Annotated in this window: 24 protein-coding genes; 17 read left to right on the top strand and 7 right to left on the bottom strand. The window is 48.7% G+C overall.

Going from position 1 to position 25,798, the window contains the following annotated elements; genetic code table 11:
• The first annotated feature begins 25 nt into the window (after positions 1-25).
• A complete protein-coding gene (locus ACXAGC_RS17155; RefSeq protein ID WP_119501085.1) occupies positions 26-877 on the top strand; it encodes a MurR/RpiR family transcriptional regulator in 852 nt (283 codons plus the stop codon).
• Positions 878-1,162: 285 nt separating this feature from the next.
• Positions 1,163-2,599, top strand: coding sequence for a pyruvate kinase (pyk, locus tag ACXAGC_RS17150; protein ID WP_119501084.1), 1,437 nt, complete (start codon positions 1,163-1,165; stop codon positions 2,597-2,599).
• 112 nt (positions 2,600-2,711) lie between these two features.
• Here pyk and ACXAGC_RS17145 read toward each other — a convergent pair whose 3' ends face one another.
• A complete protein-coding gene (locus ACXAGC_RS17145) occupies positions 2,712-3,263 on the bottom strand; it encodes an NAD(P)H nitroreductase (protein ID WP_474845728.1) in 552 nt (183 codons plus the stop codon).
• Between the two features lie 232 nt (positions 3,264-3,495).
• On the opposite strand from ACXAGC_RS17145, the gene sppA reads away from it, so the two are divergent.
• Positions 3,496-5,355 carry a signal peptide peptidase SppA gene (gene sppA, locus ACXAGC_RS17140; RefSeq protein WP_474845726.1) on the top strand — a complete coding sequence of 620 codons (1,860 nt, stop codon included), beginning with the start codon at positions 3,496-3,498 and terminating at the stop codon, positions 5,353-5,355.
• A 6-nt stretch (positions 5,356-5,361) separates the two neighbouring features.
• Complete coding sequence (locus ACXAGC_RS17135; RefSeq protein ID WP_474845724.1) at positions 5,362-5,874, top strand: SprT family zinc-dependent metalloprotease; 513 nt, start codon at positions 5,362-5,364, stop codon at positions 5,872-5,874.
• A 91-nt stretch (positions 5,875-5,965) separates the two neighbouring features.
• Here ACXAGC_RS17135 and yfbV read toward each other — a convergent pair whose 3' ends face one another.
• Positions 5,966-6,415, bottom strand: coding sequence for a terminus macrodomain insulation protein YfbV (gene yfbV / locus ACXAGC_RS17130; RefSeq protein WP_119501081.1), 450 nt, complete (start codon positions 6,413-6,415; stop codon positions 5,966-5,968).
• A 273-nt stretch (positions 6,416-6,688) separates the two neighbouring features.
• Between yfbV and trxB the strand changes: the two genes are divergently transcribed.
• From trxB to infA, 4 genes are all read left to right on the top strand, one after another.
• Complete coding sequence (trxB, locus tag ACXAGC_RS17125) at positions 6,689-7,654, top strand: thioredoxin-disulfide reductase (protein WP_303574283.1); 966 nt, start codon at positions 6,689-6,691, stop codon at positions 7,652-7,654.
• A 39-nt stretch (positions 7,655-7,693) separates the two neighbouring features.
• Positions 7,694-8,443 carry a leucyl/phenylalanyl-tRNA--protein transferase gene (gene aat / locus ACXAGC_RS17120; RefSeq protein WP_474845721.1) on the top strand — a complete coding sequence of 250 codons (750 nt, stop codon included), beginning with the start codon at positions 7,694-7,696 and terminating at the stop codon, positions 8,441-8,443.
• On the top strand, positions 8,440-9,153 hold the full coding sequence (locus ACXAGC_RS17115; RefSeq protein ID WP_474845719.1) for an arginyltransferase: 714 nt from the start codon (positions 8,440-8,442) through the stop codon (positions 9,151-9,153). The genes aat and ACXAGC_RS17115 overlap by 4 nt, the downstream gene beginning before the upstream one ends.
• A 74-nt stretch (positions 9,154-9,227) precedes the next feature.
• On the top strand, positions 9,228-9,446 hold the full coding sequence (gene infA / locus ACXAGC_RS17110; protein ID WP_070124261.1) for a translation initiation factor IF-1: 219 nt from the start codon (positions 9,228-9,230) through the stop codon (positions 9,444-9,446).
• A gap of 84 nt (positions 9,447-9,530) precedes the next feature.
• Here infA and clpA read toward each other — a convergent pair whose 3' ends face one another.
• Both clpA and clpS read right to left on the bottom strand, forming a co-directional pair.
• Positions 9,531-11,807, bottom strand: coding sequence for an ATP-dependent Clp protease ATP-binding subunit ClpA (gene clpA / locus ACXAGC_RS17105; protein WP_119501078.1), 2,277 nt, complete (start codon positions 11,805-11,807; stop codon positions 9,531-9,533).
• Between the two features lie 24 nt (positions 11,808-11,831).
• Positions 11,832-12,152 carry an ATP-dependent Clp protease adapter ClpS gene (gene clpS / locus ACXAGC_RS17100; protein ID WP_119501077.1) on the bottom strand — a complete coding sequence of 107 codons (321 nt, stop codon included), beginning with the start codon at positions 12,150-12,152 and terminating at the stop codon, positions 11,832-11,834.
• A 202-nt stretch (positions 12,153-12,354) separates the two neighbouring features.
• Between clpS and cspD the strand changes: the two genes are divergently transcribed.
• Positions 12,355-12,573 carry a cold shock domain-containing protein CspD gene (gene cspD / locus ACXAGC_RS17095; protein WP_119501076.1) on the top strand — a complete coding sequence of 73 codons (219 nt, stop codon included), beginning with the start codon at positions 12,355-12,357 and terminating at the stop codon, positions 12,571-12,573.
• A gap of 153 nt (positions 12,574-12,726) precedes the next feature.
• On the opposite strand, the gene ACXAGC_RS17090 is transcribed toward cspD, so the two are convergent.
• Positions 12,727-14,952 carry an NADP-dependent isocitrate dehydrogenase gene (locus ACXAGC_RS17090; RefSeq protein WP_474845716.1) on the bottom strand — a complete coding sequence of 742 codons (2,226 nt, stop codon included), beginning with the start codon at positions 14,950-14,952 and terminating at the stop codon, positions 12,727-12,729.
• A 459-nt stretch (positions 14,953-15,411) separates the two neighbouring features.
• Here ACXAGC_RS17090 and ACXAGC_RS17085 point away from each other — a divergent pair, with 459 nt between their 5' ends.
• The 7 genes from ACXAGC_RS17085 (at position 15,412) to ACXAGC_RS17055 (ending at position 22,243) form a co-directional block, all read left to right on the top strand.
• Complete coding sequence (locus ACXAGC_RS17085; protein WP_119501074.1) at positions 15,412-15,954, top strand: rRNA large subunit pseudouridine synthase E; 543 nt, start codon at positions 15,412-15,414, stop codon at positions 15,952-15,954.
• Between the two features lie 192 nt (positions 15,955-16,146).
• Positions 16,147-17,262 carry a tRNA 2-thiouridine(34) synthase MnmA gene (gene mnmA / locus ACXAGC_RS17080; RefSeq protein WP_303574287.1) on the top strand — a complete coding sequence of 372 codons (1,116 nt, stop codon included), beginning with the start codon at positions 16,147-16,149 and terminating at the stop codon, positions 17,260-17,262.
• Positions 17,262-17,888: a high frequency lysogenization protein HflD gene (gene hflD / locus ACXAGC_RS17075; protein ID WP_119501072.1), complete on the top strand. Its 627-nt coding sequence runs from the start codon at positions 17,262-17,264 to the stop codon at positions 17,886-17,888. The genes mnmA and hflD overlap by 1 nt, the downstream gene beginning before the upstream one ends.
• Positions 17,889-17,902: 14 nt before the next feature.
• Entirely contained in the window at positions 17,903-19,276 is a 1,374-nt protein-coding gene (gene purB / locus ACXAGC_RS17070; RefSeq protein ID WP_474845713.1) for an adenylosuccinate lyase, read from the top strand.
• A 76-nt stretch (positions 19,277-19,352) separates the two neighbouring features.
• Positions 19,353-20,558, top strand: a complete 1,206-nt coding sequence (locus ACXAGC_RS17065) for an adenylate/guanylate cyclase domain-containing protein (RefSeq protein ID WP_474845711.1) — start codon at positions 19,353-19,355, stop codon at positions 20,556-20,558.
• Positions 20,559-20,564: 6 nt separating this feature from the next.
• The gene (locus ACXAGC_RS17060) at positions 20,565-21,716 is read left to right on the top strand and encodes a JmjC domain-containing protein (protein WP_474845709.1); all 1,152 of its coding nucleotides are present in this window, start codon (positions 20,565-20,567) and stop codon (positions 21,714-21,716) included.
• Between the two features lie 68 nt (positions 21,717-21,784).
• A complete protein-coding gene (locus ACXAGC_RS17055) occupies positions 21,785-22,243 on the top strand; it encodes a GNAT family N-acetyltransferase (RefSeq protein ID WP_119501068.1) in 459 nt (152 codons plus the stop codon).
• A gap of 50 nt (positions 22,244-22,293) precedes the next feature.
• On the opposite strand, the gene ACXAGC_RS17050 is transcribed toward ACXAGC_RS17055, so the two are convergent.
• Positions 22,294-22,713 carry a DUF4826 family protein gene (locus tag ACXAGC_RS17050; protein WP_474845707.1) on the bottom strand — a complete coding sequence of 140 codons (420 nt, stop codon included), beginning with the start codon at positions 22,711-22,713 and terminating at the stop codon, positions 22,294-22,296.
• 198 nt (positions 22,714-22,911) lie between these two features.
• On the opposite strand from ACXAGC_RS17050, the gene ACXAGC_RS17045 reads away from it, so the two are divergent.
• Positions 22,912-23,145, top strand: coding sequence for a PGPGW domain-containing protein (locus ACXAGC_RS17045; RefSeq protein WP_442858445.1), 234 nt, complete (start codon positions 22,912-22,914; stop codon positions 23,143-23,145).
• A gap of 97 nt (positions 23,146-23,242) precedes the next feature.
• Here ACXAGC_RS17045 and ppsA read toward each other — a convergent pair whose 3' ends face one another.
• Positions 23,243-25,615 carry a phosphoenolpyruvate synthase gene (gene ppsA / locus ACXAGC_RS17040; protein WP_474845705.1) on the bottom strand — a complete coding sequence of 791 codons (2,373 nt, stop codon included), beginning with the start codon at positions 25,613-25,615 and terminating at the stop codon, positions 23,243-23,245.
• Positions 25,616-25,798 lie beyond the last annotated feature (183 nt).

Here is a 25,798-nt window from a genome sequence, read left to right as displayed (position 1 = left end):
TTACCTTACTTTTCGCTATATCCGTATGAATATTCTTGAGAAAATTACGCAAAATAAAGCCGCTTTCAGCAAGTCTGAGCGCAAAGTTGCCGAAATAATATTGGCCAACCCGCAAACGGCAATTCATTCGAGTATAGCAACGCTCGCTAAAATGTCTGATGTCAGTGAGCCGACAGTAAACCGTTTTTGCCGCCGCCTGGACACCAAAGGCTTCCCGGATTTTAAATTGCATCTGGCACAAAGCTTAGCGAATGGCACGCCGTATGTTAACCGTCATGTAGATGAAAGTGACGGCCCGGGTGAATACACCAACAAAATTTTCGAAAGCACCATGGCTTCCCTCGAAGTTGCGCGGCAATCCATTGACGTCAATGTAGTTAACCGTGTTGTTGATCTGTTGACGCAGGCACAAAAAATTTCATTTTTTGGCCTCGGCGCCTCGGCCTCTGTGGCCCACGACGCGCTGAATAAGTTTTTCCGCTTCAATGTGCCCGTGGTTTACTTTGAAGATATTCTGATGCAACGCATGAGTTGCATGAACTGCACAGACGGCGATGTGGTTGTATTGATTTCCCACACCGGCAGAACCAAAAGCCTGGTCGAGATTGCCCAGATTGCCCGCAGTAACGATGCCACTGTTGTTGGTATCACCTCTGCAGACAGCCCGCTGTCACGTGAATGCAGTTACGTGTTGTCTCTGGAAGTCCCGGAAGACACTGACATGTACATGCCCATGGCGAGCCGTATAGCCCAGCTTACGTTAATTGATGTACTGGCCACCGGCTTCACCCTGCGTCGTGGCAATAAATTCAGAGAAAATCTCAAGCGGGTCAAAGACACCCTTCGTGGCTCCCGTTTTGACAAGCGTGATTTATAACAGTTCATTCCATCTGTTTTACTGAAGACCGCTTTTACCAGCGGTCTTTTTTTAACCATTTTTCTTCTTTCTGCGTTCAGATTAGTTCACACCTCACTGGTAAGGCCAGTGAGGAAAAAAGTTCTTTGCATTCACATTTTTGTCAGATTGCTCTACTATTCTGTAATAAAATTACGTAAAAGCATTACAGCAACATAAATCGAACATTTTTTCGACATTATTGTCAATGTAAGTAACGTGTGTAGAAGCCTCCCTGTTAACGACGAAGAACAAGCGACGAATCATATGACCAGAAGAACAAAGATACTTGCCACATTAGGACCAGCAACAGACACCATCGAACGCATTGAAGCCATCATCGCAGCAGGTGCAAACACAGTGCGGATGAACTTCTCTCACGGTCAGGCTGAAGATCACATTGAGCGTGCGAAGAAAGTACGTCAGGCAGCAAAGAACTTAAATAAATATGTCGCCATTCTCGGTGATTTGCAGGGCCCTAAAATTCGTGTAGCCCGGTTTAAAGAAGGCGCAGTAAATCTTGATGTAGGCGCACCTTTTACCCTTGATGCTGAAATGGCAAAAGATGACGGTGACGTGAATGCAGTAGGCATCGACTATAAAGCGCTGCCTGACGACGTAAACACCGGCGACATTCTGCTACTCGACGATGGCCGTATTCAACTGGAAGTTACTGAAGTAGCCGGTCGTAAAGTGCATACAAAAGTAACCGTAGGCGGAAAACTGTCTAACAATAAAGGCATCAACCGTCAGGGCGGTGGTCTGTCTGCCGAAGCTCTGACTGCGAAAGACAAAGAAGATATTAAAACTGCCGCCAAAATCGGCGTTGATTATCTGGCAGTGTCCTTCCCCCGTTCAGGTGCAGACCTGAACTACGCCCGCGAGCTGGCCCGCGAAGCCGGTTGTGAAGCACTAATCTGTGCCAAAGTAGAACGTGCTGAAGCCGTTGCTACCGATGAAGCCATTGACGATATTATCAGTGCATCTGACGCCGTTATGGTTGCCCGTGGTGACCTGGGTGTGGAGATCGGTGATGCAGAGCTGGTAGGTGTTCAGAAGAAACTGATTGCCCGCTCTCGTCAACTGAATAAAGTTGTCATTACTGCCACGCAGATGATGGAATCAATGATCACCAGCCCGATGCCAACCCGTGCAGAAGTGATGGACGTGGCGAACGCCGTACTGGACGGTACGGATGCAGTGATGTTATCGGCGGAAACTGCTGCCGGTAATTACCCTGTTGAAACAGTGAGAGCCATGGCACGGGTTTGTGAAGGTGCAGAAACACACCCCAGCGTTAAACTGTCCAAGCACAGAATGGATACAGTGTTCTCTACGGTCAGTGAAACAGTGGCGTTGTCTGCAGTTTATGCTGCTAACCACCTGCCAAGCATCAAAGCTATTGTTGCATTAACTGAAAGTGGTAATACGCCTAAGCTGATGTCACGTATTACCACCGGTTTACCTATCATAGCTATGTCACGTCACGAAGCCACGCTTAATGCAATGGCACTTTACCGTGGTGTGAAGCCGGTATTCTTTGATTCCCGCGACAGTGAACCGGGTCAGCTGAAACACGATACCATGGCAGCACTGAAAGCCATCGGTCTGGTGAAAGAAGGTGACAGTGTGATCATGACTTACGGCGATGAAATGGAAAAAATCGGTGCGACCAACGCGCTGAAAATTGTTCAGGTAGATTAATACTGACTCAATTTAATGTCCGTTCAACGGATACAGGAAGGCCGGCAATGTTGCCGGCCTTTTGCTTTGTGCTTATCACTGATGCGGTCAACGCCGGTCAGGATTGAAACGATCAGCGCCAGTAAGTGAAAAACGGCGTGCTGTCCGGACGTATTACCGGCGGCGTATCGATTGCCGGTGTGCCTAAATATAAAAATCCGGCTATTTCATCTTCTTCATTTAACGACAATGCCTTTCTCACCAGCTCACAATGGGCGTAGGCGCCGGTCCGCCATATTCCGTTAAATCCTTGCGCCTGAGCAGCCATTTGCATGGCCATTACCGCACAGGCTGTCGACGCGACCTGCTCTACACGGGGCACTTTTTCATGCTCTTTATACGTTGTGATGGCCACAATCACCATAGGAGCTCGAAGTGGCAACTGCGGGGCACGTTCTATTTCTTTGGCGGATTTGTCGTTTTCAATAGCAGACTGCTCAAACACAGAACCGAGTTTTACCAGCCCCTGCCCTTCACACACAATAAAACGCCATGGCGTAAGCGCCGCATGGTCCGGCGCACGTAAAGCGGCCTGAAAAATATTTTCCAGGGCATCGCCCTCCGGCGCAGGGGCTTTGAGTCTGGGTTGGGAACGACGGTTTAACAGCAGGTCAAGAGCTTCCAATTGCGGTTCTCCTTATACACATCGGGAAATACATTGATGAAAGCACAATGTATCAGCGGCGTGGTGCAGATGAAACAGCTTTTACCAAACTTATCCCTCAATGATGTATATTCACAGTAAATCAGGCCTGTAGCGCTTGTTTACCGCTATCACAATTCATTACAATTTAAGTTAGCTATCCTTCGTGGTTCCGTTACCATGAACTAAACATCCGTCTGAGGTACAAAGCAATATGGCAGCAAAAGGAAGCTGGACGAAAGCATTATTCACAGGACTATGGACAGTACTGAATTTCGCCAGAAAACTCGTATTTAATCTTATTTTTCTGGTTCTTGTTATTGGCGTCATTATTGCCATCAGTAGCAGTGAAGATCCCATCTCGGTAAAACCTGACAGTGCATTATTGTTGCAGTTGAACGGTAACCTGGTCATTGAAAAAGAACAGGTCGACCCGTTTTCACAATTCATGCAGGAAGCGTTTGGTGAAGAACCGGAAAACCCGGAAGTGCTGGTACGTGATGTGGTTAAGGTACTGGATAACGCCAAACAGGACTCCCGCATAAAAGCGCTCATTCTGGATTTGTCCGGGTTACAGGGCGGCGGACTGGATAAACTCCGCACCGTAGCCGCTGCCATCGATGACTTTAAGACCGAAAAACCGGTCTACGCTATCGGCGACTACTACAGCCAGAATCAATATTACCTTGCAGCACGTGCTGATCATATTTACCTGAATCCAATGGGCGGTGTGATGTTTGAAGGTTACGGCCGCTTTGGCATGTACTTTAAAGACATGCTGGAGAAATTGCGCATTACGACACATATCTTCCGTGTTGGTACGTACAAATCTGCCGTAGAGCCGTTTATCCGTAATGACATGTCTGACGCGGCAAAAGAAGCAAACAAGTTGTGGCTCGACACTTACTGGTCACAATACAAAGCTGATGTGGCTGCTGCCCGTGGTATTGATGTCAGTAACTTCGATGAAGAACTGGACGTTCTGCTGAACAAGTTTGAAGAAGCCGGTGCAGATTTCGCTAAATATGCACTGAACAACGGCTGGGTGGATGCCCTTAAAACCCGGGAAGAAGTCCGTCAGGAACTGGTTGCTTTAGTCGGAACGGATGAAAACAAACTGGGTGTCAACGTTACCCCTTTTAATACTTACCTGAAAGCCGTTAATCCGCCGTTACCCAAAATTGGTAACACGAAGGATAAAGTCGCAATTGTGGTAGCCAAAGGCGAAATCCTCGACGGTAATCAGCCCGCCGGCACAATCGGTGGGGACAGCACAGCACGCTTATTACGACAGGCCCGTCTGGATGATACGGTGAAAGCTGTCGTTCTGCAGGTCGATTCACCGGGAGGCAGTTCATTTGCATCCGAAATTATCCGTCAGGAAGTGCTGGAACTGCAAAGCGCCGGTAAACCTGTCGTTGTGTCTATGAGCACCTATGCAGCGTCCGGCGGTTACTGGATTTCTGCACCGGCAGATAAAATCATTGCTTCTCCCAGCACTATCACTGGCTCCATCGGTGTGTTTGGTATGTTTCTTACCTTCGAGGATTCACTGGAATACCTTGGCATTAACACCGACGGTGTTGCATCTACCGAAATTGCCGGTATGTCAGCACTGCGCAAGCTGGATCCCCGCTTTGGTGAAATCCTCCAGCGCAATGTGGAAAGCGCTTATCGCCAGTTCATCACCATGGTGGGTGAATCCCGCGGTATGAGCCCTGAAGCGGTTGATAAAATTGCCCAGGGCCGTGTATGGATTGGTAGTCAGGCACTGGAACTGGGTTTGGTAGACGAGCTGGGCGACCTTGATGATGCTGTCGCATCCGCTGCTGAAATTGCCGGTCTGGAAAGCTGGGACACCCAGTACGTTGAGCGTATCCTGTCTCCTCAGGAACAATTCTGGAAAGAGTTTTTCGGCCAGGCGCTGGTGTGGGGTGCAAAAATGCAATTCGCTGATAACGACAGTCACCTGATGAAAATGGTGAAGAACCTGTTAGCAGAAACCGGCACGGTAACCAACCTGAATGATCCACGCGGTGTATACACCCTGTGCCTTCAGTGTAAGGTGGACTAAGACCCGGTGACACTTAATCACTCTGAAAAAGAGGCGGTGATCCGTGAGGTTCACCGCCTCTTTGCTGTTGCAGAACGTTATTTTAACCGCTCTTTCCCTTTGCCGGATGTATCTTTCAGGCGCAGCGGTAAAAACGCCGGCACCGCCTTTTTACAGCAGAACAGGGTTAACTTTCATCCTGTATTACTGGCTGCAAACAAAGCGGCATTTTTCAGTGATGTGATCCCACATGAAGTCAGTCATCTGATAACGTGGCATACAGCAGGCAAACGACGCAGAGTGAAACCTCACGGTCCGGAATGGCAGACTGTCATGCAACATGTTTACGGCGTATCCCCTTCAACGACACATGACTTCGACTTATCCGTACTGGGCCTGACAACCTTTAACTACCGCTGTGGCTGCCAGACTATAGAATTGTCGGTGAGAAGGCATAATAATGTGAAAAAGGGCATGACTTATCGCTGCAGACGATGCGGGGAAAATCTGGTATTCGTTAAGAACAGCGAAGCAACGTAAGCTGACTGAAAATATAAGAAGGCTTAAAAAAGGTTTAAAAACCTGGCAGTCAGGTGACGCAGTAACACGTCACCGGTAGCAGAAACGGGTTTCAGTTAAACCATTTTTGCGTGAAAACGCGGTCGAGTTCACTGAATGCTGTTTTCAGCGTAGCCGCCAGTTCACGATATTTAGGCTGAGAACGCATTGCCTGCAATTCACAACCTTCTGCTGCCATTTTACGGTGAACTTCCTGATACCAGCTTTTAATTTGCGGCGGCAGAGTCTGATTCGAGCGGTGCCCCAACCAGAGTAAGCCCTGTAATGGCAGGCTGATAAAGAACAACCCAATTGCCATCGCCTGCGGCAGGTATGCACTTCCCAGCACATTTAACATCATTCCCGCGGCCACAATGGCCAGAGGCGGCATGGCTTTGATAGCCAGCTTTGTAGCACTGACGACACGGCACTCCGGAAAGAAAGCATAAAGCTCCCGTTTTACCGGCCAGGTATTCATATAGTCTTGTCCGTCACGCAGAAGCGTAATTACTGATTGTGACATGCCTGCTCTCCTGCCGGTGCTGACCCCGGTCAACGTCTGGATTTTGTTTTATTAAACTACAAATAATCCCGGATGTATTCAGCATTCTATACTAAATATACTGCGGTTTGGTTTATTATAGCCCGGTTAACGGCTCAGGTTACATTACTGACATATATTGTAATGAAAAGTCATACTCAATTCAGGTTGAATATGCGATATTGACCCACATAAAGATACCATCATTTAAAGGCTCGTTGTCAGCGGCGATGAGTGAAAGCATTGGAGATAGAAATGGCAGAAAGCAGACACGTCCGTCTACTTATTCTGGGCTCTGGCCCGGCAGGATATTCCGCAGCAGTCTATGCGGCCAGAGCAAACCTTGAACCTGTACTGTTAACAGGTATTCAGCAGGGTGGACAGTTAACAACAACCACAGAAGTTGAAAACTGGCCGGGCGACCCTGAAGGACTGACAGGTCCTGATCTGATGGTACGCATGCAAAAACACGCAGAGAAATTCAATACAGAAATCATTTTTGACCACATCAACAAAACTGATTTCAGTAAGCGCCCGTTCACCCTTTACGGTGATTCAGGCACTTATACCTGTGATGCACTGATCATCGCAACCGGTGCTTCTGCGAAATACCTGGGTCTGGAATCTGAAGAAGCGTTCAAAGGTAAAGGGGTCTCTGCCTGCGCAACCTGTGACGGATTCTTCTACCGTAACCAGAAAGTAGCGGTTGTGGGCGGCGGTAATACTGCCGTGGAAGAAGCACTGTATCTGTCGAACATCGCGTCTGAAGTTCACGTTATTCACCGTCGTGACACTTTCCGCAGTGAAAAAATTCTTGAGCAGCGTCTGCTGGACAAAGCAGAAAACGGTAACGTGGTTCTGCACCTGAATAAAACGCTGGACGAAGTGCTGGGCGATGAAATGGGCGTAACTAAAGTCCGTATCGCTGACACGCAGTCTGATGCCAAAGAAGAAATCGATGTAATGGGCCTGTTTATTGCCATTGGCCACAAGCCGAACACGGATATTTTCGAAGGTCAGCTTGAAATGAAAGACGGCTATATTGTTGTTCAGAGCGGTCTGCAGGGTAATGCCACACAAACCTCGGTGGAAGGTATTTTTGCTGCCGGTGATGTGAGCGATCATATTTATCGTCAGGCAATTACCTCAGCCGGCACCGGTTGTATGGCTGCACTGGATGCAGAAAAATTCCTCGACGGTTTCCGCCCGGAACAAGGCTGATAACTGAGGTACGGGGCAGCTTCCCTGCCCCGTGATTCCATGATTGAACTTCCTTACCTGAATGTTGATACGCCTTTTCCGCCTGTTTCAACTGCACTGAAAGAACCTGACGGCCTGCTGGCTTACGGCGCAACACTGGACGCTCCCCGGTTATTTCAGGCTTACTCCAACGGCATTTTCCCCTGGTTCAGCGATGATGAGCCGGTACTCTGGTGGTCGCCGGATCCAAGAGCAATCATTGAGCTGGATGGCTTTCACGTATCTAAAAGTCTGAAAAAACTGGCAAAACGAAAACAGTACCGCGTCACGCTGAATGAAGATTTCTACGCGGTTATCCGTGCCTGCTCATCCATTCCCCGCTACCGGCCTGACAGTAATGAACTGTCGTCGGATACCTGGATCACCGGTGACATGATTACCGCATACGAAAGACTACACCGAGCCGGCATTGCCCACTCTGTTGAAGTATGGAATGAAGACAATCAACTGGCCGGCGGCTTGTACGGTGTGGCAGTAGGTGGTGTTTTTTGTGGTGAATCCATGTTCCACAAAGAACCGAATACATCCAAGCTGGCCATGCTGGCGCTGGTAAAACACATGCAAAACCAAAATCTTGCATTTATTGACTGCCAGTTACCTACGGAACATTTGCAGTCCCTCGGGGCGCAAACCATTCCCAGAAGCACATTTATTGACCGCTTACGTCAACATAATGCTACAATAGACGAAGACGGCAGAATAACTGCCTCATACCGTAGTAGTTGGCAAGGTGGAAATATAACGCCATGAAGTTTGGGCTTACGCAGTCTTTCGCCTGCAGTTATTTACCGGATAAGAATGAACAGTTACTGGTATTTGCAGAAACTGAACAGGATCTCCGCTATCGTTACGGACAGCTGATTCAGGCTGGATTCCGTCGCAGCGGCGATCAAATTTACCGGCCCCACTGCCCCACCTGCGAAGCTTGCCAGTCGGTACGTATTCCTGTGGCACAGTTTTCGCCCTCAAGAAGTCAGCGACGTGTGCTGAAGCGCAACAGTCACCTCACCACTACGCTGTCATTAACACCGAAAGACGAATACTACCCTCTATACGAACGATACATTAATGAGCGCCATACCGACGGCAGCATGTATCCGGCTAACAGAGACCAGTATAACAGTTTCATTTTCTGCAACTGGAATCCCCCCGTATTTATTGAAGCGCGGGACGGAGATGAGCTGGTTGCAGTGGCCGTTACCGATGACATCCGTCATTGTGACGGTACAGCTTCTTTCTCAGCGCTGTATACGTTTTTTGCGCCTGAGTTATCGTCCTCGTCAATGGGCACGTGGATGATATTACAGCAAATCGCCCATGCTAAATCCGATGCCCGCAATTTTTTGTATCTCGGTTATCAGATAGACGAGTGCAATAAAATGAATTACAAAACGAAATTTTTGCCCCATGAACGTTTATTTGACATGAATTGGCAAAAATTCAGCTCAAATAAAGCCTGAACCCTTTACACACGGGCGTTTATTGGTTAATGTCTGCGCGGCAAAATTTTGACTTACTGAGGTAACTGCTTTTCATGGCAAAAGAAGATTCTATCGAAATGGAAGGAACCGTGGTTGACACACTTCCAAGCACACAATTCCGCGTTGAACTTGAGAACGGTCACGTTGTGACTGCACACATCTCCGGCAAAATGCGTAAGAACTATATCCGCATTCTTACTGGTGACAAGGTAACCGTAGAGATGACGCCGTACGATCTGACTAAAGGTCGCATCGTTTATCGTGCAAGATAATACTCAGTAGTCTGTAGAATCTTAAAAAAAGCCCGGTGATGTCACCGGGCTTTTTGTTTTTAAGTTGGGTTGAGTGCGAAATCCTTAGTTGGATTCCGCCTCTTCATTCCGGGTTTCCGCACCGGAGAAAGAGAACTCCAGTTTGTTTTCACCCAAATCGACTTTCACACTGCCACCTTTGCTCAACTCTCCGAACAACAGTTCGTTAGCCAGCTCTTTCTTCACTTCCTCTTTTATAAGGCGTGACATAGGCCGTGCGCCCATAGATTTATCGTAACCTTTCTCAGCAAGATACGCCCTTGCAGCCGGCGTGACTTCAAAGGTAACACCTTTGGTATCCAGCTGCGCTTCCAGTTCCACCAGGAACTTATCGACCACTTGCAGAATAACGTCGGTGCCAAGGTGATTGAACCAGATAATACCGTCAAGACGGTTACGGAACTCAGGGGTAAACACCTTGTTGATTTCCGACATGGCATCATGACTGTGATCCTGTTGCTGGAAGCCGATAGATTTACGTACGGTTTCCTGCACACCGGCATTGGTGGTCATGACCAGTACCACATTACGGAAATCAACCTTACGGCCGTTGTTATCCGTCAGCGTACCGTGATCCATGACCTGCAGCAGAATATTGTAAATATCACTGTGGGCTTTTTCGATTTCATCCAGCAGTACTACCGAATACGGGTTTTTAATGACTGCATCGGTAAGCAGACCGCCCTGATCGAAACCGACATATCCCGGAGGCGCACCGATTAAACGGCTTACCGCGTGGCGCTCCATATATTCCGACATATCGAAACGAATAAGCTCCACACCCATGATTTTTGCCAGCTGCTGTGTGACTTCCGTCTTACCTACACCGGTAGGACCGGCGAACAGGAAACTGCCGATAGGCTTCTCTTCACTGCCCAGACCGGCACGGGATAAGTGAATCGCGTCTGTCAGCGTCTCAATGGCTTTGTCCTGACCAAATACCACCATTTTCAGGTCACGGCCAAGATGTTTCAGCGCCTGACGGTCGGAGGCAGACACGGACTTCTCAGGGATCCGGGCCATCTTTGCGATGATTTGCTCGATATCAGCCACATTGATGGTTTTCTTACGGCGGGACACCGGCAACAAACGCTGGCTGGCGCCTGCTTCGTCCATGACGTCAATGGCTTTGTCCGGCAAATGGCGTTCGTTGATGTACTTGGCAGACAGCTCTGCAGCAGCCTGAAGTGCTTTCTGGGTAAAACGAACGCTATGGTGCTCTTCGTAGCGGGACTTCAGACCCAGCAGGATCTTGGTCGTATCGCTCACTGAAGGCTCCACCACGTCGACTTTCTGGAAGCGACGTGCAAGTGCCCTGTCTTTTTCAAAAATGCCCTGGTATTCCTGATAGGTGGTAGAACCGATGCAACGCAATTCACCGGAACTCAGTTTTGGCTTCAGCAAATTAGATGCATCCATCACACCACCGGATGCCGCACCGGCACCGATGATCGTATGAATTTCATCAATAAATAAAATGGCGTTTTCGTCTTTGCTGAGTTCTTTAAGAATGGCTTTTAACCGTTTCTCAAAGTCACCGCGATACTTGGTACCGGCCAGCAAGCCGCCTAAGTCCAGAGAATACACCGTACTGTCAGCAATCACGTCCGGCACGTCATCGTTAACGATGCGGTAAGCTAAACCTTCCGCAATAGCCGTTTTACCTACGCCGGCTTCACCCACCAGCAGCGGGTTGTTTTTACGGCGACGACACAGAATTTGAATTGTACGCTCAACTTCCGCATCACGTCCGATTAACGGGTCAATTTTTCCGTCCTTCGCCTGACGGTTCAGATCAGTAGAATATTTGCTCAGTGCAGAACCGGACTCTTCGCCCTCTGCTGTCTCTTCCTGACTTTCAGCACCGGCAGGACTTTCATCTTCATTTTTACTGACACCGTGACTGATGTAATTCACCACATCAAGACGGGTGACGTCAGCACGTTTGAGAATATAAACCGCCTGAGATTCCTGCTCGGAGAAAATAGCCACCAGCACGTTCGCGCCGGTGACTTCGTCTTTGCCTGATGACTGCACATGAAAAACCGCGCGCTGAAGTACACGCTGGAAACCTAAAGTTGGCTGCGTCTCACGGTCATTTGCCTGCTCATCCATGATGAGTGGCGTGGTATCTTTAACAAACTCGATAAGCTCGCTTTTGATTTGCTCGATATTGGCACCACACGCTTTAAGTGCGTCCCGGGCGGCAGAATTATCCATCAGCGCCAGCAACAGATGCTCTACCGTCATGAATTCGTGACGATGTTCTCTGGCAAACACGAAAGCTTCGTTCAGCGTTTGCTCTAACTCTTTATTCAACATATCGCTCGCCCTCTGTTAATAGACCTATGCCTGTTCCATGGTGCACATAAGCGGGTGTTGATGCTTACGCGCATACTGATTGACCTGCATCACTTTGGTTTCTGCAATCTCTGCAGTAAATATGCCACACACAGCACGTCCCTGATAATGTACGGTGAGCATAGTCTGATTGGCCTTCTCAGCATCCATATTAAAAAAATGCATGAGTACTTCGACCACGAAGTCCATCGGCGTGTAATCGTCGTTGTTCAACAACACTTTATACATTGGCGGCGGCTGCGTCTTCTGTCGCTCCGCAAGCCTCTCTTTTTCTCTGTCTATACTGATCGCGTTGTCTTTACTCATAGTACAATAATAGTGCCTTAGCGCAGATTAGCCGATTTTTTTGTAAATAAATAATCTTTAATTTACGCTTGACATTCAATGGTTAAAATATCTACAGTTTTAACTATGGCCATGCGAGTGACGCGCATAGCCATCGTGCTCCTCATATTTATATTGTGGGGGCATAGTATTATGAGTTCAAGGATTAAGAGGAAGTCGATGTATGGCGGTTGGTAAAGTTAAATGGTTTAACAATGCTAAAGGATTTGGATTTATCGTTCCTGAAGACGGCGGAGAGGACATTTTTGCCCACTACTCCACCATTCAGATGGATGGATATCGTTCTCTCAAGGCAGGCCAGGAAGTAACGTTTGATGTACAGCAGGGTCCTAAGGGCCTTCACGCAGAAAACATTGGTGTTGTCGAAGAACCTGAACGTTAAAATTCAAAAAAGCATCTCAAAGGGCTTTTTACTGCGATTCGGCAGTCGGTAGAAGGCCTTTTTTATGCGCCATTTTCAGCGGTGTCTTCAAATTTACCGCTACCAAATAAAAAACCCGGCGAAAGCCGGGTTTTTTGGTTCTTGCTTAAACGCTTACTTAGACAGGGACTCCTGCAGCGTTTTGCTTGGAGACATCGCTGCATACAGCTTGTCTTCGTCAGGGAAGTAGTAACCGCCGATATCCTGTGGCTGACCCTGAGACGCATCGATTTCTTCGATGATTTTGTCGATGTTCGCAGTCATCGCTTCCAGAGTTGGCTTGAACAGTTCAGCCAGCTCTTTATCTTCAGTCTGCTCAGTCAGTGCTTCAGCCCAGTACAGCGCCAGCCATACATGGCTGCCACGGTTATCCAGCTGACCCACTTTACGCTCAGGTGACTTACCGGTGTTCAGCAACTTCTCAGTCGCTTTATCAAGGGCAACCGCCAGTGCTTTCGCTTTAGAGTTGCTGTGCTTGATAGCCAGCTCTTCAAGAGACACTGCCAGTGCAAGGAACTCACCCAGTGAATCCCAGCGTAAGTGACCTTCTTCAACGAACTGCTGAATGTGCTTAGGTGCAGAACCACCCGCACCGGTCTCGTACAGACCACCACCAGCCATCAGAGGCACGATAGACAGCATCTTCGCACTGGTACCCAGTTCCAGAATCGGGAACAGGTCAGTCAGGTAGTCACGCAGAACGTTACCTGTTACAGAGATGGTGTCCAGGCCGCGGATTGCACGTTCCATTGAGAAACGAATCGCGCGTACAGGTGACATGATGTGGATTTCCAGACCATTCGTGTCATGGTCTTTCAGGTACTTCTCAACTTTCTTGATCAGCTGTGCATCGTGGGCACGCTCATCGTCCAGCCAGAATACTGCCGGCATGCCAGAGTTACGTGCACGGGTAACGGCCAGTTTAACCCAATCCTGAATCGGCGCGTCTTTCGCCTGACACATACGCCAGATATCGCCTTCTTCAACATTGTGCTCAATCAGCACATTTCCGTCCTGATCGATGATTTGCACAGTACCGTCAGCTTCCAGTTCAAAGGTCTTATCGTGTGAACCGTACTCTTCCGCTTTTTGCGCCATCAGACCAACGTTAGGCACTGTACCCATGGTAGTAGGATCAAATGCACCGTGGGTCTTACAGAAGTTAATCACTTCCTGATAGATAGTCGCGTAAGTAGACTCAGGAATAACCGCTTTAGTGTCGTGCGCCTTACCATCTGGTCCCCACATCTGACCGCTGTTACGGATCATTGCAGGCATAGACGCGTCAACGATAACGTCTGAAGGCACGTGCAGGTTAGAAATACCTTTGTCTGAGTTAACCATTGCCATAGGCGGACGGTCAGCGTAACAGGCGTTGATGTCTTTTTCGATTTCAGAACGCTGTGATTCCGGCAGAGAAGCGATTTTGTCATAAACGCTGCCTAAACCATTGTTAGGGTTAACACCCAGTTCTTTAAACAGTTCGCCGTGCTTATCGAACAGTTCTTTATAAAACACTTTTACACAGTGACCGAATACGATGGGGTGAGACACCTTCATCATGGTCGCTTTCACGTGCAGTGAAAACAGAATGCCGGTTTGCTTCGCATCTTCGATTTGTTCTTCGAAGAATTTGCACAGGGCTTTCTTGCTCATGAACATACCGTCGATAACTTCACCCGCCAGCAGATCTACACGTGGCTTCAGGGTTTTCTTGCTACCGTCTTTACCGGTAAATTCGATGCTTACGTAGCCGTCTTTCTCAACAGTAGTAGATTTCTCACTTGAGTAGAAATCACCGCCGCGCATGTGCGCAACGTGAGAGCGTGAAGCCTGGCTCCACTCACCCATTGAATGCGGGTGTTTCTTCGCGAAGTTTTTAACCGCTGTAGGTGCACGGCGGTCTGAGTTACCTTCACGCAGAACCGGGTTAACAGCAGAACCCAGTACTTTTCCGTAACGCTCACGAATGTCTTTTTCTTCGTCCGTTTTAGGATCTTCAGGGAACGGAGGAACGTTATAGCCTTTGGCGTTTAATTCTTTGATTGCTGCACGCAATTGGGGAATAGATGCACTGATGTTAGGCAGTTTAATGATGTTTGCTTCTGGATCCTGCGTTTTTTCACCCAGGTCAGTCAGTGCATCAGGCACTTTTTGATCGTCGTTCAGGTAATCCGGGAAGTTGGCGAGAATACGCGCAGCCAGTGAAATATCGCTTAACTCGATGTCGATGTCAGCAGATTTAGCAAATTTCTCAATGATTGGCAGTAAAGAGTAAGTCGCCAGCATTGGCGCTTCATCTGTTTTTGTGTAGATGATAGTCGACTTAGCTTTGGTCATTATATACCTCAAAGTTGTCGGTAAAGAGCTACCTGATTTATTCCATTAACCCCGCGTGGAATCGCTATAATATGCAGGGCATTCCGGTAATATCGTAAGATTCTGATCACGATTACTGAAATAACCTTTCAGTCTGGTCTATATCTGTAGTTTACAGATCACTGTGTAATGTCCTCTCGCCCACGAACACTACACCCAATTCGTCATTTTTGCGGGCCCGCCTTGCAGACGCACCCTGTCCTGCCGAAATTACCGCGCTCAATAGTATAGGGTCGAACGTAGGAGTTACAAGTCATACCATTGTCTTAAGCGTGAAGATCAATCTAATTTTTGTCAATTTCCTGATCTTTTTTTGCAATTTCGTTTTTTTTCTTCAAAAAAGTGACACTGACAGTCCGCCCCGCCGGCATTTTTGCGGTAGCATGCGCACCGGTTCTGACTATTTTCCGGGAGTGACAAATGCCGGCGGGCAAAATTCTGCTGTTCAATAAGCCATTCAACGTACTGACACAGTTTACCGATCAGGAAGGCAGACAAACCCTGAAAGACTTCATTCCCGTTCCCGGCGTGTATGCAGCCGGCAGGCTCGACAGAGATTCCGAAGGGTTACTGGTACTCACTGACGATGGCAAACTGCAGCACCGTCTGGCAAATCCTAAAGCCAAAACCAGTAAAACCTACTGGGTGCAGGTTGAGGGAGAGCCCACAGATGAGGCCATACAACAGCTGTGTGATGGTGTGGAACTGAAAGACGGCCTTACGCGGCCGGCAAAAGTACACCGCATGGATGAACCGGCACTGTGGCCGCGCAATCCGCCAGTGAGGTTCCGGCAGCACATTCCCACCAGCTGGTTATCGGTGACCCTTACCGAAGGCAAAAACCGTCAGGTCAGACGGATGACAGCCCACGTGGGATTCCCGACGCTCAGACTGATCCGGTACCGCATCGGCAACTGGACCATTGATGGCATTGCTAACGGCGAATACCTGCAAATCCAGTAATTTGTCATTGACAGAGCCTGAGGAAAATCCGTACCGGCAATTGTGCAATAGCAGCAGGCTTCTATACTTTTTACAAAAAGGCACAAGTTATAGCTGAATTGCCGGGTTACTGCCGTGCCATAGCCAGATAATTCTGGTAGAATCCGCGACCCTGAGTCAGCCAGATAAATTGGAAATCCACTAAGAGTTAATATGTCATCAAATTCAACACCTTCACCTGCATCTCAAAAAGTCATTGTCGGTATGTCCGGCGGTGTAGATTCTTCTGTTTCTGCGTATCTCTTGCAGCAGCAGGGTTATCAGGTAGAGGGACTTTTCATGAAAAACTGGGAAGAAGATGACAACGACGAATATTGTGCAGCTGCAGAAGATTTAGCTGATGCACAGGCCGTGGCTGATAAACTGGGCATTGAATTACACACGATCAATTTCGCCGCTGAGTACTGGGATAATGTATTTGAGTACTTTCTGGAAGAGTACAAAGCCGGCAGAACGCCCAACCCGGACATTATGTGTAATAAAGAAATTAAATTTAAAGCCTTCCTGGAATTTGCAGCTGAAGACTTAGGTGCAGATTACATTGCTACCGGCCACTATGTTCGCCGCCGTGAGAAAGACGGTCACTGGCAAATGTTACGTGGCCTGGATGGTAATAAAGATCAGAGTTATTTCCTTTATACGCTGGGCGAAGAACATGTCGCTAAAACGTTGTTCCCTGTTGGCGAACTGGAAAAGCCCCGTGTCCGTGAAATCGCTGAAGAGCAGGGACTGGTAACGGCTGACAAAAAAGACTCCACCGGCATATGTTTTATCGGTGAGCGTAAATTTAAAGACTTCCTGTCTAAATATCTTCCTGCACAGCCGGGTGTTATCGAAACCGCTGAAGGCGAAGTTATCGGCGAACACGAAGGCCTGATGTATCACACACTGGGTCAGAGAAAAGGTTTACACATTGGTGGTCTGGCGGCTCATGGTGACGATCCGTGGTACGTGGTAGACAAAGACGTTGAACGTAATGTGCTCATCGTCGGTCAGGGTGCTGATCATCCCCGGCTGTATTCCAAAGGACTGATCGCCCGGCAACTGCACTGGGTAGACAGAACCCCTGTAACTGAAACGGTGCGTGCCGTCGTTAAAACCCGTTACCGTCAGACAGACATCCCCTGCACTATCCGTCCGCTAAATGATGATTTGATAGAAGTGCTCTTCGATGAGCCGCAAAAAGCCGTGACGCCCGGCCAGTCTGCGGTGTTTTATCAGGAAGAAGTCTGTCTGGGTGGCGGAATCATTGAGAGTTACATACGGTGATGCTGGATCCTAAAATAGAGCAACATATTGCGCTGGCAGGCGTTTGTCAGGCCGCAGCACTGGTGCAAAAAGTCGCACGCGCAGGCACAGTGGATACCGAAGCCTGTGAGGCCAGCCTGTCGAGTATCCTGGTAACCGACCCCGAATCACCACAACATGTTTTCGGGCAGTTAAGCAATTTGAAGATGGGTTATCAGAGCATTGTCTCCCAGCTCTCCGGCCGCAGCAGTCATAAAGATGCCGAACTCACCCGTTATGTTGCCAGCCTGCTTGGTCTGGAAAGAAAACTCAGCGCCAAACCGGCAGCCCTGAATGAATTGAGCCAGCGTATTTCCCACGTTCAGCGACAGCTGGCACATGTAGATTTTGACAACAGTCAGATCATTGCCTCCCTGGCCAGTATTTACAGTGATATTATCAGCCCGCTGGCACCGAAAATTCAGGTAGCCGGCAATACAGAACATTTAAGCCGCCCCCTTAACCAGCAGCGGGTCCGTGCCCTGCTGTTAGCGGGTGTGCGTGCTGCCGTCATGTGGCGGCAAATGGGCGGCCGGCGCCGCCAGATACTCTTTAACCGCAAACAAATTTTACACAGTGCAACCCTTGCACTGAGATTAATCAATTAGTTTAGGAGCTAAAGGTGGAACTGACTCAGTTAACCGCAATTTCCCCTGTCGATGGCCGCTATGCAAGTAAAAGTGCAGAGCTGCGCAGCATTTTCAGTGAATACGGCTTATTGAAATACCGTGTTCAGGTAGAAGTAAGATGGTTACAAATGCTGTCTGAACAGGCATCAATTTCTGAAGTTCCTGCTTTTAGCGATGAATCCCACGCACTGCTGAACGACATTGTTGCTTCTTTTTCTGTTGATGATGCAATACGCATTAAAGAGATTGAGCGCACAACGAATCACGATGTGAAGGCAGTTGAGTACTTCTTAAAAGAAAAAGTAGAAGGCAACAGCGAACTAAACGCTATCAGTGAATTCATTCACTTTGCGTGTACCTCAGAAGACATCAACAACCTGTCTCACGGCCTGATGTTGACTGAAGCCCGTGACACCGTGCTTCTGCCTTATTGCGATAAGCTGATCAGTGAACTTACCCGTCTGGCGAAGGAATACAAAACCATTCCGATGATGGCCCGTACTCACGGCCAGCCTGCATCGCCTACGACTATGGGTAAAGAAATGGCGAACGTTGCCATGCGTTTACACCGTCAGCGCGACCAGATTGCTGCGGTCACTCTGCTGGGTAAAATCAACGGTGCAGTGGGCAACTATAATGCTCACCTGTCTGCGTATGCAGATACTGACTGGCACGCCTTGTCAGAAAAATTTGTTACCAGCCTGGGCCTGACATGGAACCCGTACACCACACAAATCGAACCTCACGATTACATTGCTGAGCTGTTTGATGCCGTGGCCCGTTTCAACACCATCGTGCTGGATTTTGACCGTGACGTCTGGGGCTATATTGCGCTCGGTCACTTCAAGCAAAAAACCATTGCCGGTGAGATCGGTTCTTCTACCATGCCACACAAAGTCAATCCAATCGACTTTGAAAACTCAGAAGGTAATCTGGGTCTGGCAAACGCAATTTTCGACCACCTGGCTGCCAAACTGCCTGTATCACGCTGGCAGCGCGACCTGACTGACTCTACAGTTCTGCGTAATCTGGGTGTTGGTGTGGGTTATGCGGTTATTGCTTATCAGGCGACCCTGAAGGGGATCAGCAAACTGGAAGTTAACGAAGCCAGCCTGCTTGCTGAACTGGACAACAACTGGGAACTGCTGGCTGAGCCGGTACAAACCGTTATGCGTCGTTACGGCATTGAAAAGCCTTACGAGAAGCTCAAAGAGCTGACCCGTGGTAAGAAAGTCAATGCAGAAGTCATGGCTGAATTCATCGACGGGCTGGCTCTGCCTGACGCAGTGAAAGCAGAACTGAAAAACTTGTCTCCTGCTAACTACATCGGTGATGCAATTCGCCTTGTTGATCAGTTGCCGGAATAAATGTCACGGTATACTATTTAGTCACCGGTATGAATATTAGGGCTGCTGTGCAGCCCTTCTTCTTTTCAGGATACTTGTGAATTCACATGCTAGCAAAACCAGTGTTTCAATGCTTTCACTGGTACGGACATTATCACTTGCGGTTTTAGCCGGTCTGGCTGCCTATACACTGATTGTTGTTTTTATTCTTGAAGACTATTCAGTGTCGATTCTGTTGCTTATCGCCACTCATGCACTCCTGTTCAGCAGCACCCTCGCACTGACTTACCGTAATCAACCGGATGCCGCAGATCGCGCGCGGTTTATTTTTGTCACCAGTTGTATGACCCTCATCACGCTACTATCACTGATGTGGGAAAAAGACACGGGATTACAACAGCTCCTGCTGGTCGGTATGATCACCAGCGGCTTTATTTTTCCCCGCAGCGAACAGCAACAACGCCGCTTTGCTGAATATACCTACGGCCTGTTGTACATCATCGTGGAAGGCGTAATTGTATTCAGTGAAACCCATACCTGGGCCACATTGCGCCTGTCTAATGCCATCATTCTGGTTTCCGGCGGTCTGGTCATGCTCAGGCTGGTCAGGGATAAAATTGAAAAGCAGGCAGAAGCCTTGTTGTTGTCTGAACGCCGCAACACAACCTTGCTGAAAAGCATGTTGCCCGCAGCGCCGGACGATAAGAGCAAACACTGGCCCTTAGGGCACACAGAAAAAATCACCAATGTTTCAGTACTTTTCGCAGACCTTCAGGGTTATACCAAGCTCAGCGAAAAATACGATGACATTGGCATTGTTGCTATTCTGGACGATCTCTACCGCCTTTTCGATGCCCACGCCCTGCGCCTGGGTATTGAAAAGGTAAAAACCAACGGCGATGAATACATGGCCGCTACCGGTATCCCCTCCACCATTACTGTACCTGAATATATTCAGGAGAATACTGCGGTGACACTGTGTACCTTTGCCAGCGCAATTTTAGAAAGCTTTCATGAACTGGCAAAAGAAAAAGACCTTGGCTGTAATATCCGGATAGGAATCGCAACCGGCTCTGTCACAGGCGGGATAATCGGTGCCCATAAACCCCATTTTGATATCTGGGGAAAAACGGTGAACCGCGCTGCAAGGCTTGAACAGGCCAGTCAGCCCGGCTCAATCACCGTGTGCGCCAGAACCCGGGGACAACTTGTCGATGCCGGTGCCTCTCAATTTGAATTCTCTAACAGCTTTGTCGTCGGCGACAACCTGGTTGCCCATTCATTGCGATTACAAAAAGATTAACTATTTATGTACACCTTAAATACTGATTTTAAAACTGATCAGTTTCTCGCCACTTACTGGCAAAAAGCCCCGTTAGTTATCCGCAGCGGCATTATTGATTTCGATGATCCCCTTGATGAACATGACCTCGCCGGCATGGCGATGGAAGCTGACATCGACAGCCGCATCGTCAGCCGGACCGGTGACAAGTGGGACGTTGCCCACGGCCCGTTTGAAGATTTCGACCAGGTATGCAACGGCAAATGGTCGTTGCTCGTACAGGCGACAGACCGTTACAGTGATGACGTGGACGAATTAATGTCGCTGTTCAGCTTTATTCCCTACTGGCGAATGGATGACGTAATGATAAGTTTCGCTGTAGAAGGGGCCGGCGTGGGTGCACATACCGATCAGTACGATGTTTTTCTTATTCAGGGTAAAGGTTCCCGCCGCTGGCGCGTTGCGCCTCCAGACAATGCTGAAGTGTGCCGCCCGCACAAAGATTTACAACAGGTTGCCTCTTTTAACCCCGACATCGATGTGGTACTAAAGCCCGGTGATATTCTTTATATCCCTCCGGGCTGGGCCCACGAAGGTACTGCACTGGAAGACTGCCTCACTTATTCCATTGGCTTCCGTGCCCCTGATCAGAACGATTTACTGCAACAACTGGCAGACCATCTTGCGGCAGCGCCGTCAGTAGCCGGTGTTACACCACGACGATACAGCGACCCGCACCTGTTGCCGCAGGAACATCCCTCCATGGTAAGCAATGATGCGTTATCAGGTTTACAACAGCTAATGATTGATTACCTGCAATCTGACCAGGGTCAGGATGGATTGCTCAGTATTTTGAGCGCTCAGCACCTGCCGGAAAACGTGCCGGGAGAGCCCTATACCCTTGCTGAAATCACTGAAGCGGTTGAAACAGGATGTGCTGTTTTCCGTGCGCCCGGCTGCAAGCCGGTATACAGTGAAAATCAGGCAGATGAAGAGTTTGCGTTTTATGTTAATGGTGAAAGATTCAGTGCTCCGTCCTCATTAAAACCGTTATTACTGCCCGTTCTCGCAGGCCAGCCGTATCCGCCGGAACACCATGTTGCTGACGCAGATGACATTGCGATGATTCAACTTTTGTCTATACTGATCAATAAAGGTTACTGGGAACTAAGGAACTAGTCCTTTTGGCTCGCTGCGTATTTCATGAAGAAAGTCCCGCAGCGTACAGGCAACTCAGAGCTTGAATCATGCGTTTTCAAATCGAAAATGTTGATTGGATGAGCGGTAAAAATCGACTTACAGAACTTCGCGAACAGGTATTTGTTGTGGAGTGGCGTATTCCGCGACAGGCAGAATTCGACGACAGGGATCCTGACGCCCTGCACATCCTTGTTTCAGACGAAAATCATCAGCCGGTTGCCACCGGCAGAATTACCAGAGACGGTGAAATTGGCCGGATCGCCGTGCTGCATGCTTACCGCACGCTGGATGTGTATAAAATTCTGTTCCGTTCTTTAATCAAACTGGGCAAAACAGCCAGAGTGGATCAGGTGAAAGTGGTTTGTAATCTGGCTAGTGTGGATGAGCATAAAGCCCGGGGTTACACACCGGAAGGCCCGGTATTCATGGAAGCGGGCATTCCCCGTCAGCGTATGTTTTGCCCTATCAACCGTTTCAGGCTACCGGACGTGCAGGAATGCCATTGAGCGGAGACTTTAAGACTTAAAAGTCTCCGTCTTACTCAAGACCCGGCAGCTCAGACAGAACCCCAAATTTCATCTTTCTCAACAAACTTATACAGTTGCTCTGCACGGTTTTGCATAATGGCTGCAAACTGCAGCTGAGTCTGATCAGTGATCCCCGAGCGCTGAATGTTTTCAGCTTTTAGCTGCCAGCTCATAACAAAGTGGCGTAATGCATCACGACCGTTCGCTGCATTACCTGCGGAGATAAAATCTACCGGTAAGTCACCACTCAGTACCCAGAATGCTGCACCGTCCATCGCTTTCACTTTCAGAACTGCCCATAACGGATAAAGATACCGGCTGGCTGCATCATCAACGGTGGATACCACAACTCCGTTTTCTGCCAGATATTTCGTTGCTTTTTTAAATTGCTCATTCAGCCACTGCTGACGTTGTTGTTCTGAGATTTGCGGCGTTGTTTGCTCTGTCATACTTCACTTCTTTTTTAATGGTGTTTTTAATGCTTTCCTGTTTCGTAAACTACCACAAACGCCATTTTTCGTCATTATTCCCGGCTTGATAGTTATCACTATCGCTATCAGCAGGGGCGTTTACACTTACTTACATCAATTCTCTTGGTTTTTGCTGTAAATAAAGTAGTCTGTCAGCATTGGAGAAAAACCGGACTTATGATGATAAAAGCAATCCGAATTACACTTGGTGCCCTGCTCGCCGTTGCCGGCGTTGTACTGACCATTATTCCCGGTTCAACACTGCTGATCCTGGCCGGTCTGGTTGTACTCAGTTACGACATACCAAAAGCCCGTGTGTGGCTTAAGGTGGTACAGGGCAGCATGCAGCGGGGTGCCCGCAAGCTCGATACTTTCCTACTTTCCCGCAAGCTGGCCCGTAAATCACGCTGAAGAACAGCCAATAAAAAAGCCGCTTTAAGCGGCTTTTGTGTCTGAGCGGGCTGGTTGGGATGGGCCCGCTTTCCTTAAACTACAAGCTAACTATAGCTTATCCGTGATTTTCTGCCAGGTATAACCAGGTTTCTACCACAGTATCCGGGTTCAGTGACACAGAATCGATACCTTCTTCCACCAGCCATGCAGCGAAATCATCATGATCCGATGGTCCCTGACCACAAATACCTACGTATTTGCCACGGGCTTTTGCCGAACGGATTGCCATAGAGAGCAACGCCTTCACGGCAGGGTCACGCTCGTCGAACAGATGAGCAATCAAGCCTGAGTCGCGGTCAAGACCCAGCGCAAGCTGTGTCATATCGTTTGAACCGATGGAGAAACCATCGAAGATATCCAGGAACTGGTCAGCCAGCAATGCGTTGGACGGCAGTTCACACATCATGATAACCCGCAGACCGTTGTCGCCCTGCTTAAGACCATTTTCAGCCAGGATTTCGATAACCTGACGACCTTCTTCCAGTGTACGGACGAAAGGGATCATAATTTCAACGTTGGTCAGTCCCATTACATTACGAACGCGCTTGATGGCTTCACACTCCAGCGCAAAGCAATCGCGGAAATCGTCTGAGATGTAACGGCTGGCACCACGGAAGCCCAGCATCGGGTTTTCTTCATCCGGCTCGTACTGGTAACCACCGACCAGGTTGAAGTATTCGTTCGACTTGAAGTCAGACATACGAACAATCACTTTCTTCGGCGAGAATGCAGCACCGATGCTGGCAATGCCTTCTACCAGTTTCTGGATGTAGAATTCACGGGGTGACTCGTAACCGGCAATCATTTCACTGATTTCTTCTTTCAACTCTTCAGGCTGGCTGTCGAAATTCAGCAAGGCTTTAGGGTGAACCCCAATCATGCGGTTAATAATGAATTCAAGGCGGGCCAGACCCACACCGGCACTTGGCAGGCGGGCGAAATCAAATGCACGGTCAGGGTTACCTACGTTCATCATCACTTTCAGTGACAAATCCGGCATGGCATCAATGCGGGAAGTCACCACATCAAATTCCAGCTCAGAACTGTAGATGTAACCTGTATCACCTTCCGCACAAGAAACCGTGATTTTGTCGCCGGTGGCGATAGAATCTGTGGCATTTCCACACCCTACCACTGCCGGAATACCTAATTCACGGGCAATGATTGCGGCGTGACAAGTACGGCCACCACGGTTAGTTACAATGGCAGAGGCTTTTTTCATGATGGGTTCCCAGTCAGGATCCGTCATGTCAGTGACCAGCACATCACCGGGCTGAATCTTGTCCATCTCTTCAATTGAGCCAAGCACTTTCGCTTCGCCGGCACCAATCTTGTGACCGATAGCACGGCCTTCACAAACGATGCTGCTCTTATCTTTGAGGTGGAAACGTTCAATTGTCTGACTGTCTTCGCGGCTGCGTACAGTTTCAGGACGGGCCTGAACAATGTACAACTTACCGTCTGTACCGTCTTTAGCCCATTCGATGTCCATAGGACGCTGATAGTGCTTTTCGATGATTACAGCCTGCTTAGCCAGTTCCTGTACTTCATCGTCAGTCAGCGAGAAGCGCAGACTGTCGGCTTTGTCGATATCAACAATAGATACCTGCTTGCCATGAGACTCATCTGCAGAATAAATCATTTTTGTCAGCTTGCTGCCCAGATTACGGCGCAGGATAGCCGGGTTGCCATTGGCCAGCGTAGGCTTGTGTACATAGAATTCGTCAGGGTTAACGGCGCCCTGCACCACCATTTCACCAAGACCAAATGAACTGGTCACAAATACCACATCATCGAAGCCTGATTCTGTATCAATGGTGAACATAACACCGGAAGACGCGATGTCGCTTCGTACCATGCGTTGTACACCGGCAGACAGTGCAACCCCTTTATGGTCGTAGCCCTGGTGAACACGATAGGAAATGGCACGGTCGTTAAACAGTGAGGCAAATACGTGCTTGATGGCCACCAGCACCGCATCGTAACCTTTCACGTTAAGGAAAGTTTCCTGCTGCCCTGCGAAAGACGCATCTGGCATATCTTCTGCTGTTGCGGAAGAGCGGACTGCAAACGACGCCTCATCACCGGCATCGCCCTGTAACGTTGCAAATGCTTCCTGAATTGCAGTTTCCAGCGCGGGCTGGAACGGCGTGTCGATGATCCACTGACGGATGTTTTTACCTGCTTCAGCCAGTGCTGTTACATCGTCAACATCCAGGGTATCCAGTACATCATGGATCCGTGCTTCAAGACCACTTTGCTCAAGAAACTCGTTAAATGCATCTGCAGTTGTAGCAAAACCGCCCGGCACCTGCACACCTGCATTTGCCAAATTAGAAATCATTTCACCTAAAGATGCATTCTTGCCGCCAACGCGACCTACATCATGCATCCCCAATTCCTGGTACCAAAGTACGTATTCTTGCACGGCCAAAGCCTCCAGCTTTATTAAACTTGTCAGTTCCGCTAATTTACGCAACCTGTGTTACGAAATGTTTATCACGAAACTTTGCGATATTCGCCGAGGTTAGTGCCAACCTGTTCATAGCATGCTGGCTTTTCGACGGTTTCATCTTAGAATGGTGAAAAATCGAAAGTAAAATCTTTCTGT

This window comes from Alteromonas sp. AWJ4_197, assembly GCF_056160285.1.
The sequence above is the reverse complement of the archived record's forward strand: the minus strand, read 5'-3'. Positions and strand labels throughout refer to the sequence as shown.

Excerpts from the sequence above, each read along its gene's own strand:
- ACXAGC_RS17155 (WP_119501085.1), top strand. The coding sequence starts at position 26 with ATGAATATTCTTGAGAAAATTACGCAAAATAAAGCCGCTTTCAGCAAG.
- pyk (WP_119501084.1), top strand. The coding sequence starts at position 1,163 with ATGACCAGAAGAACAAAGATACTTGCCACATTAGGACCAGCAACAGAC.
- sppA (WP_474845726.1), top strand. The coding sequence starts at position 3,496 with ATGGCAGCAAAAGGAAGCTGGACGAAAGCATTATTCACAGGACTATGG.
- yfbV (WP_119501081.1), bottom strand. The coding sequence starts at position 6,415 with ATGTCACAATCAGTAATTACGCTTCTGCGTGACGGACAAGACTATATG.
- trxB (WP_303574283.1), top strand. The coding sequence starts at position 6,689 with ATGGCAGAAAGCAGACACGTCCGTCTACTTATTCTGGGCTCTGGCCCG.
- aat (WP_474845721.1), top strand. The coding sequence starts at position 7,694 with ATGATTGAACTTCCTTACCTGAATGTTGATACGCCTTTTCCGCCTGTT.
- ACXAGC_RS17115 (WP_474845719.1), top strand. The coding sequence starts at position 8,440 with ATGAAGTTTGGGCTTACGCAGTCTTTCGCCTGCAGTTATTTACCGGAT.
- infA (WP_070124261.1), top strand. The coding sequence starts at position 9,228 with ATGGCAAAAGAAGATTCTATCGAAATGGAAGGAACCGTGGTTGACACA.
- clpA (WP_119501078.1), bottom strand. The coding sequence starts at position 11,807 with ATGTTGAATAAAGAGTTAGAGCAAACGCTGAACGAAGCTTTCGTGTTT.
- clpS (WP_119501077.1), bottom strand. The coding sequence starts at position 12,152 with ATGAGTAAAGACAACGCGATCAGTATAGACAGAGAAAAAGAGAGGCTT.
- cspD (WP_119501076.1), top strand. The coding sequence starts at position 12,355 with ATGGCGGTTGGTAAAGTTAAATGGTTTAACAATGCTAAAGGATTTGGA.
- ACXAGC_RS17090 (WP_474845716.1), bottom strand. The coding sequence starts at position 14,952 with ATGACCAAAGCTAAGTCGACTATCATCTACACAAAAACAGATGAAGCG.
- ACXAGC_RS17085 (WP_119501074.1), top strand. The coding sequence starts at position 15,412 with ATGCCGGCGGGCAAAATTCTGCTGTTCAATAAGCCATTCAACGTACTG.
- mnmA (WP_303574287.1), top strand. The coding sequence starts at position 16,147 with ATGTCATCAAATTCAACACCTTCACCTGCATCTCAAAAAGTCATTGTC.
- hflD (WP_119501072.1), top strand. The coding sequence starts at position 17,262 with ATGCTGGATCCTAAAATAGAGCAACATATTGCGCTGGCAGGCGTTTGT.
- ACXAGC_RS17060 (WP_474845709.1), top strand. The coding sequence starts at position 20,565 with ATGTACACCTTAAATACTGATTTTAAAACTGATCAGTTTCTCGCCACT.
- ACXAGC_RS17055 (WP_119501068.1), top strand. The coding sequence starts at position 21,785 with ATGCGTTTTCAAATCGAAAATGTTGATTGGATGAGCGGTAAAAATCGA.
- ACXAGC_RS17050 (WP_474845707.1), bottom strand. The coding sequence starts at position 22,713 with ATGACAGAGCAAACAACGCCGCAAATCTCAGAACAACAACGTCAGCAG.
- ACXAGC_RS17045 (WP_442858445.1), top strand. The coding sequence starts at position 22,912 with ATGATGATAAAAGCAATCCGAATTACACTTGGTGCCCTGCTCGCCGTT.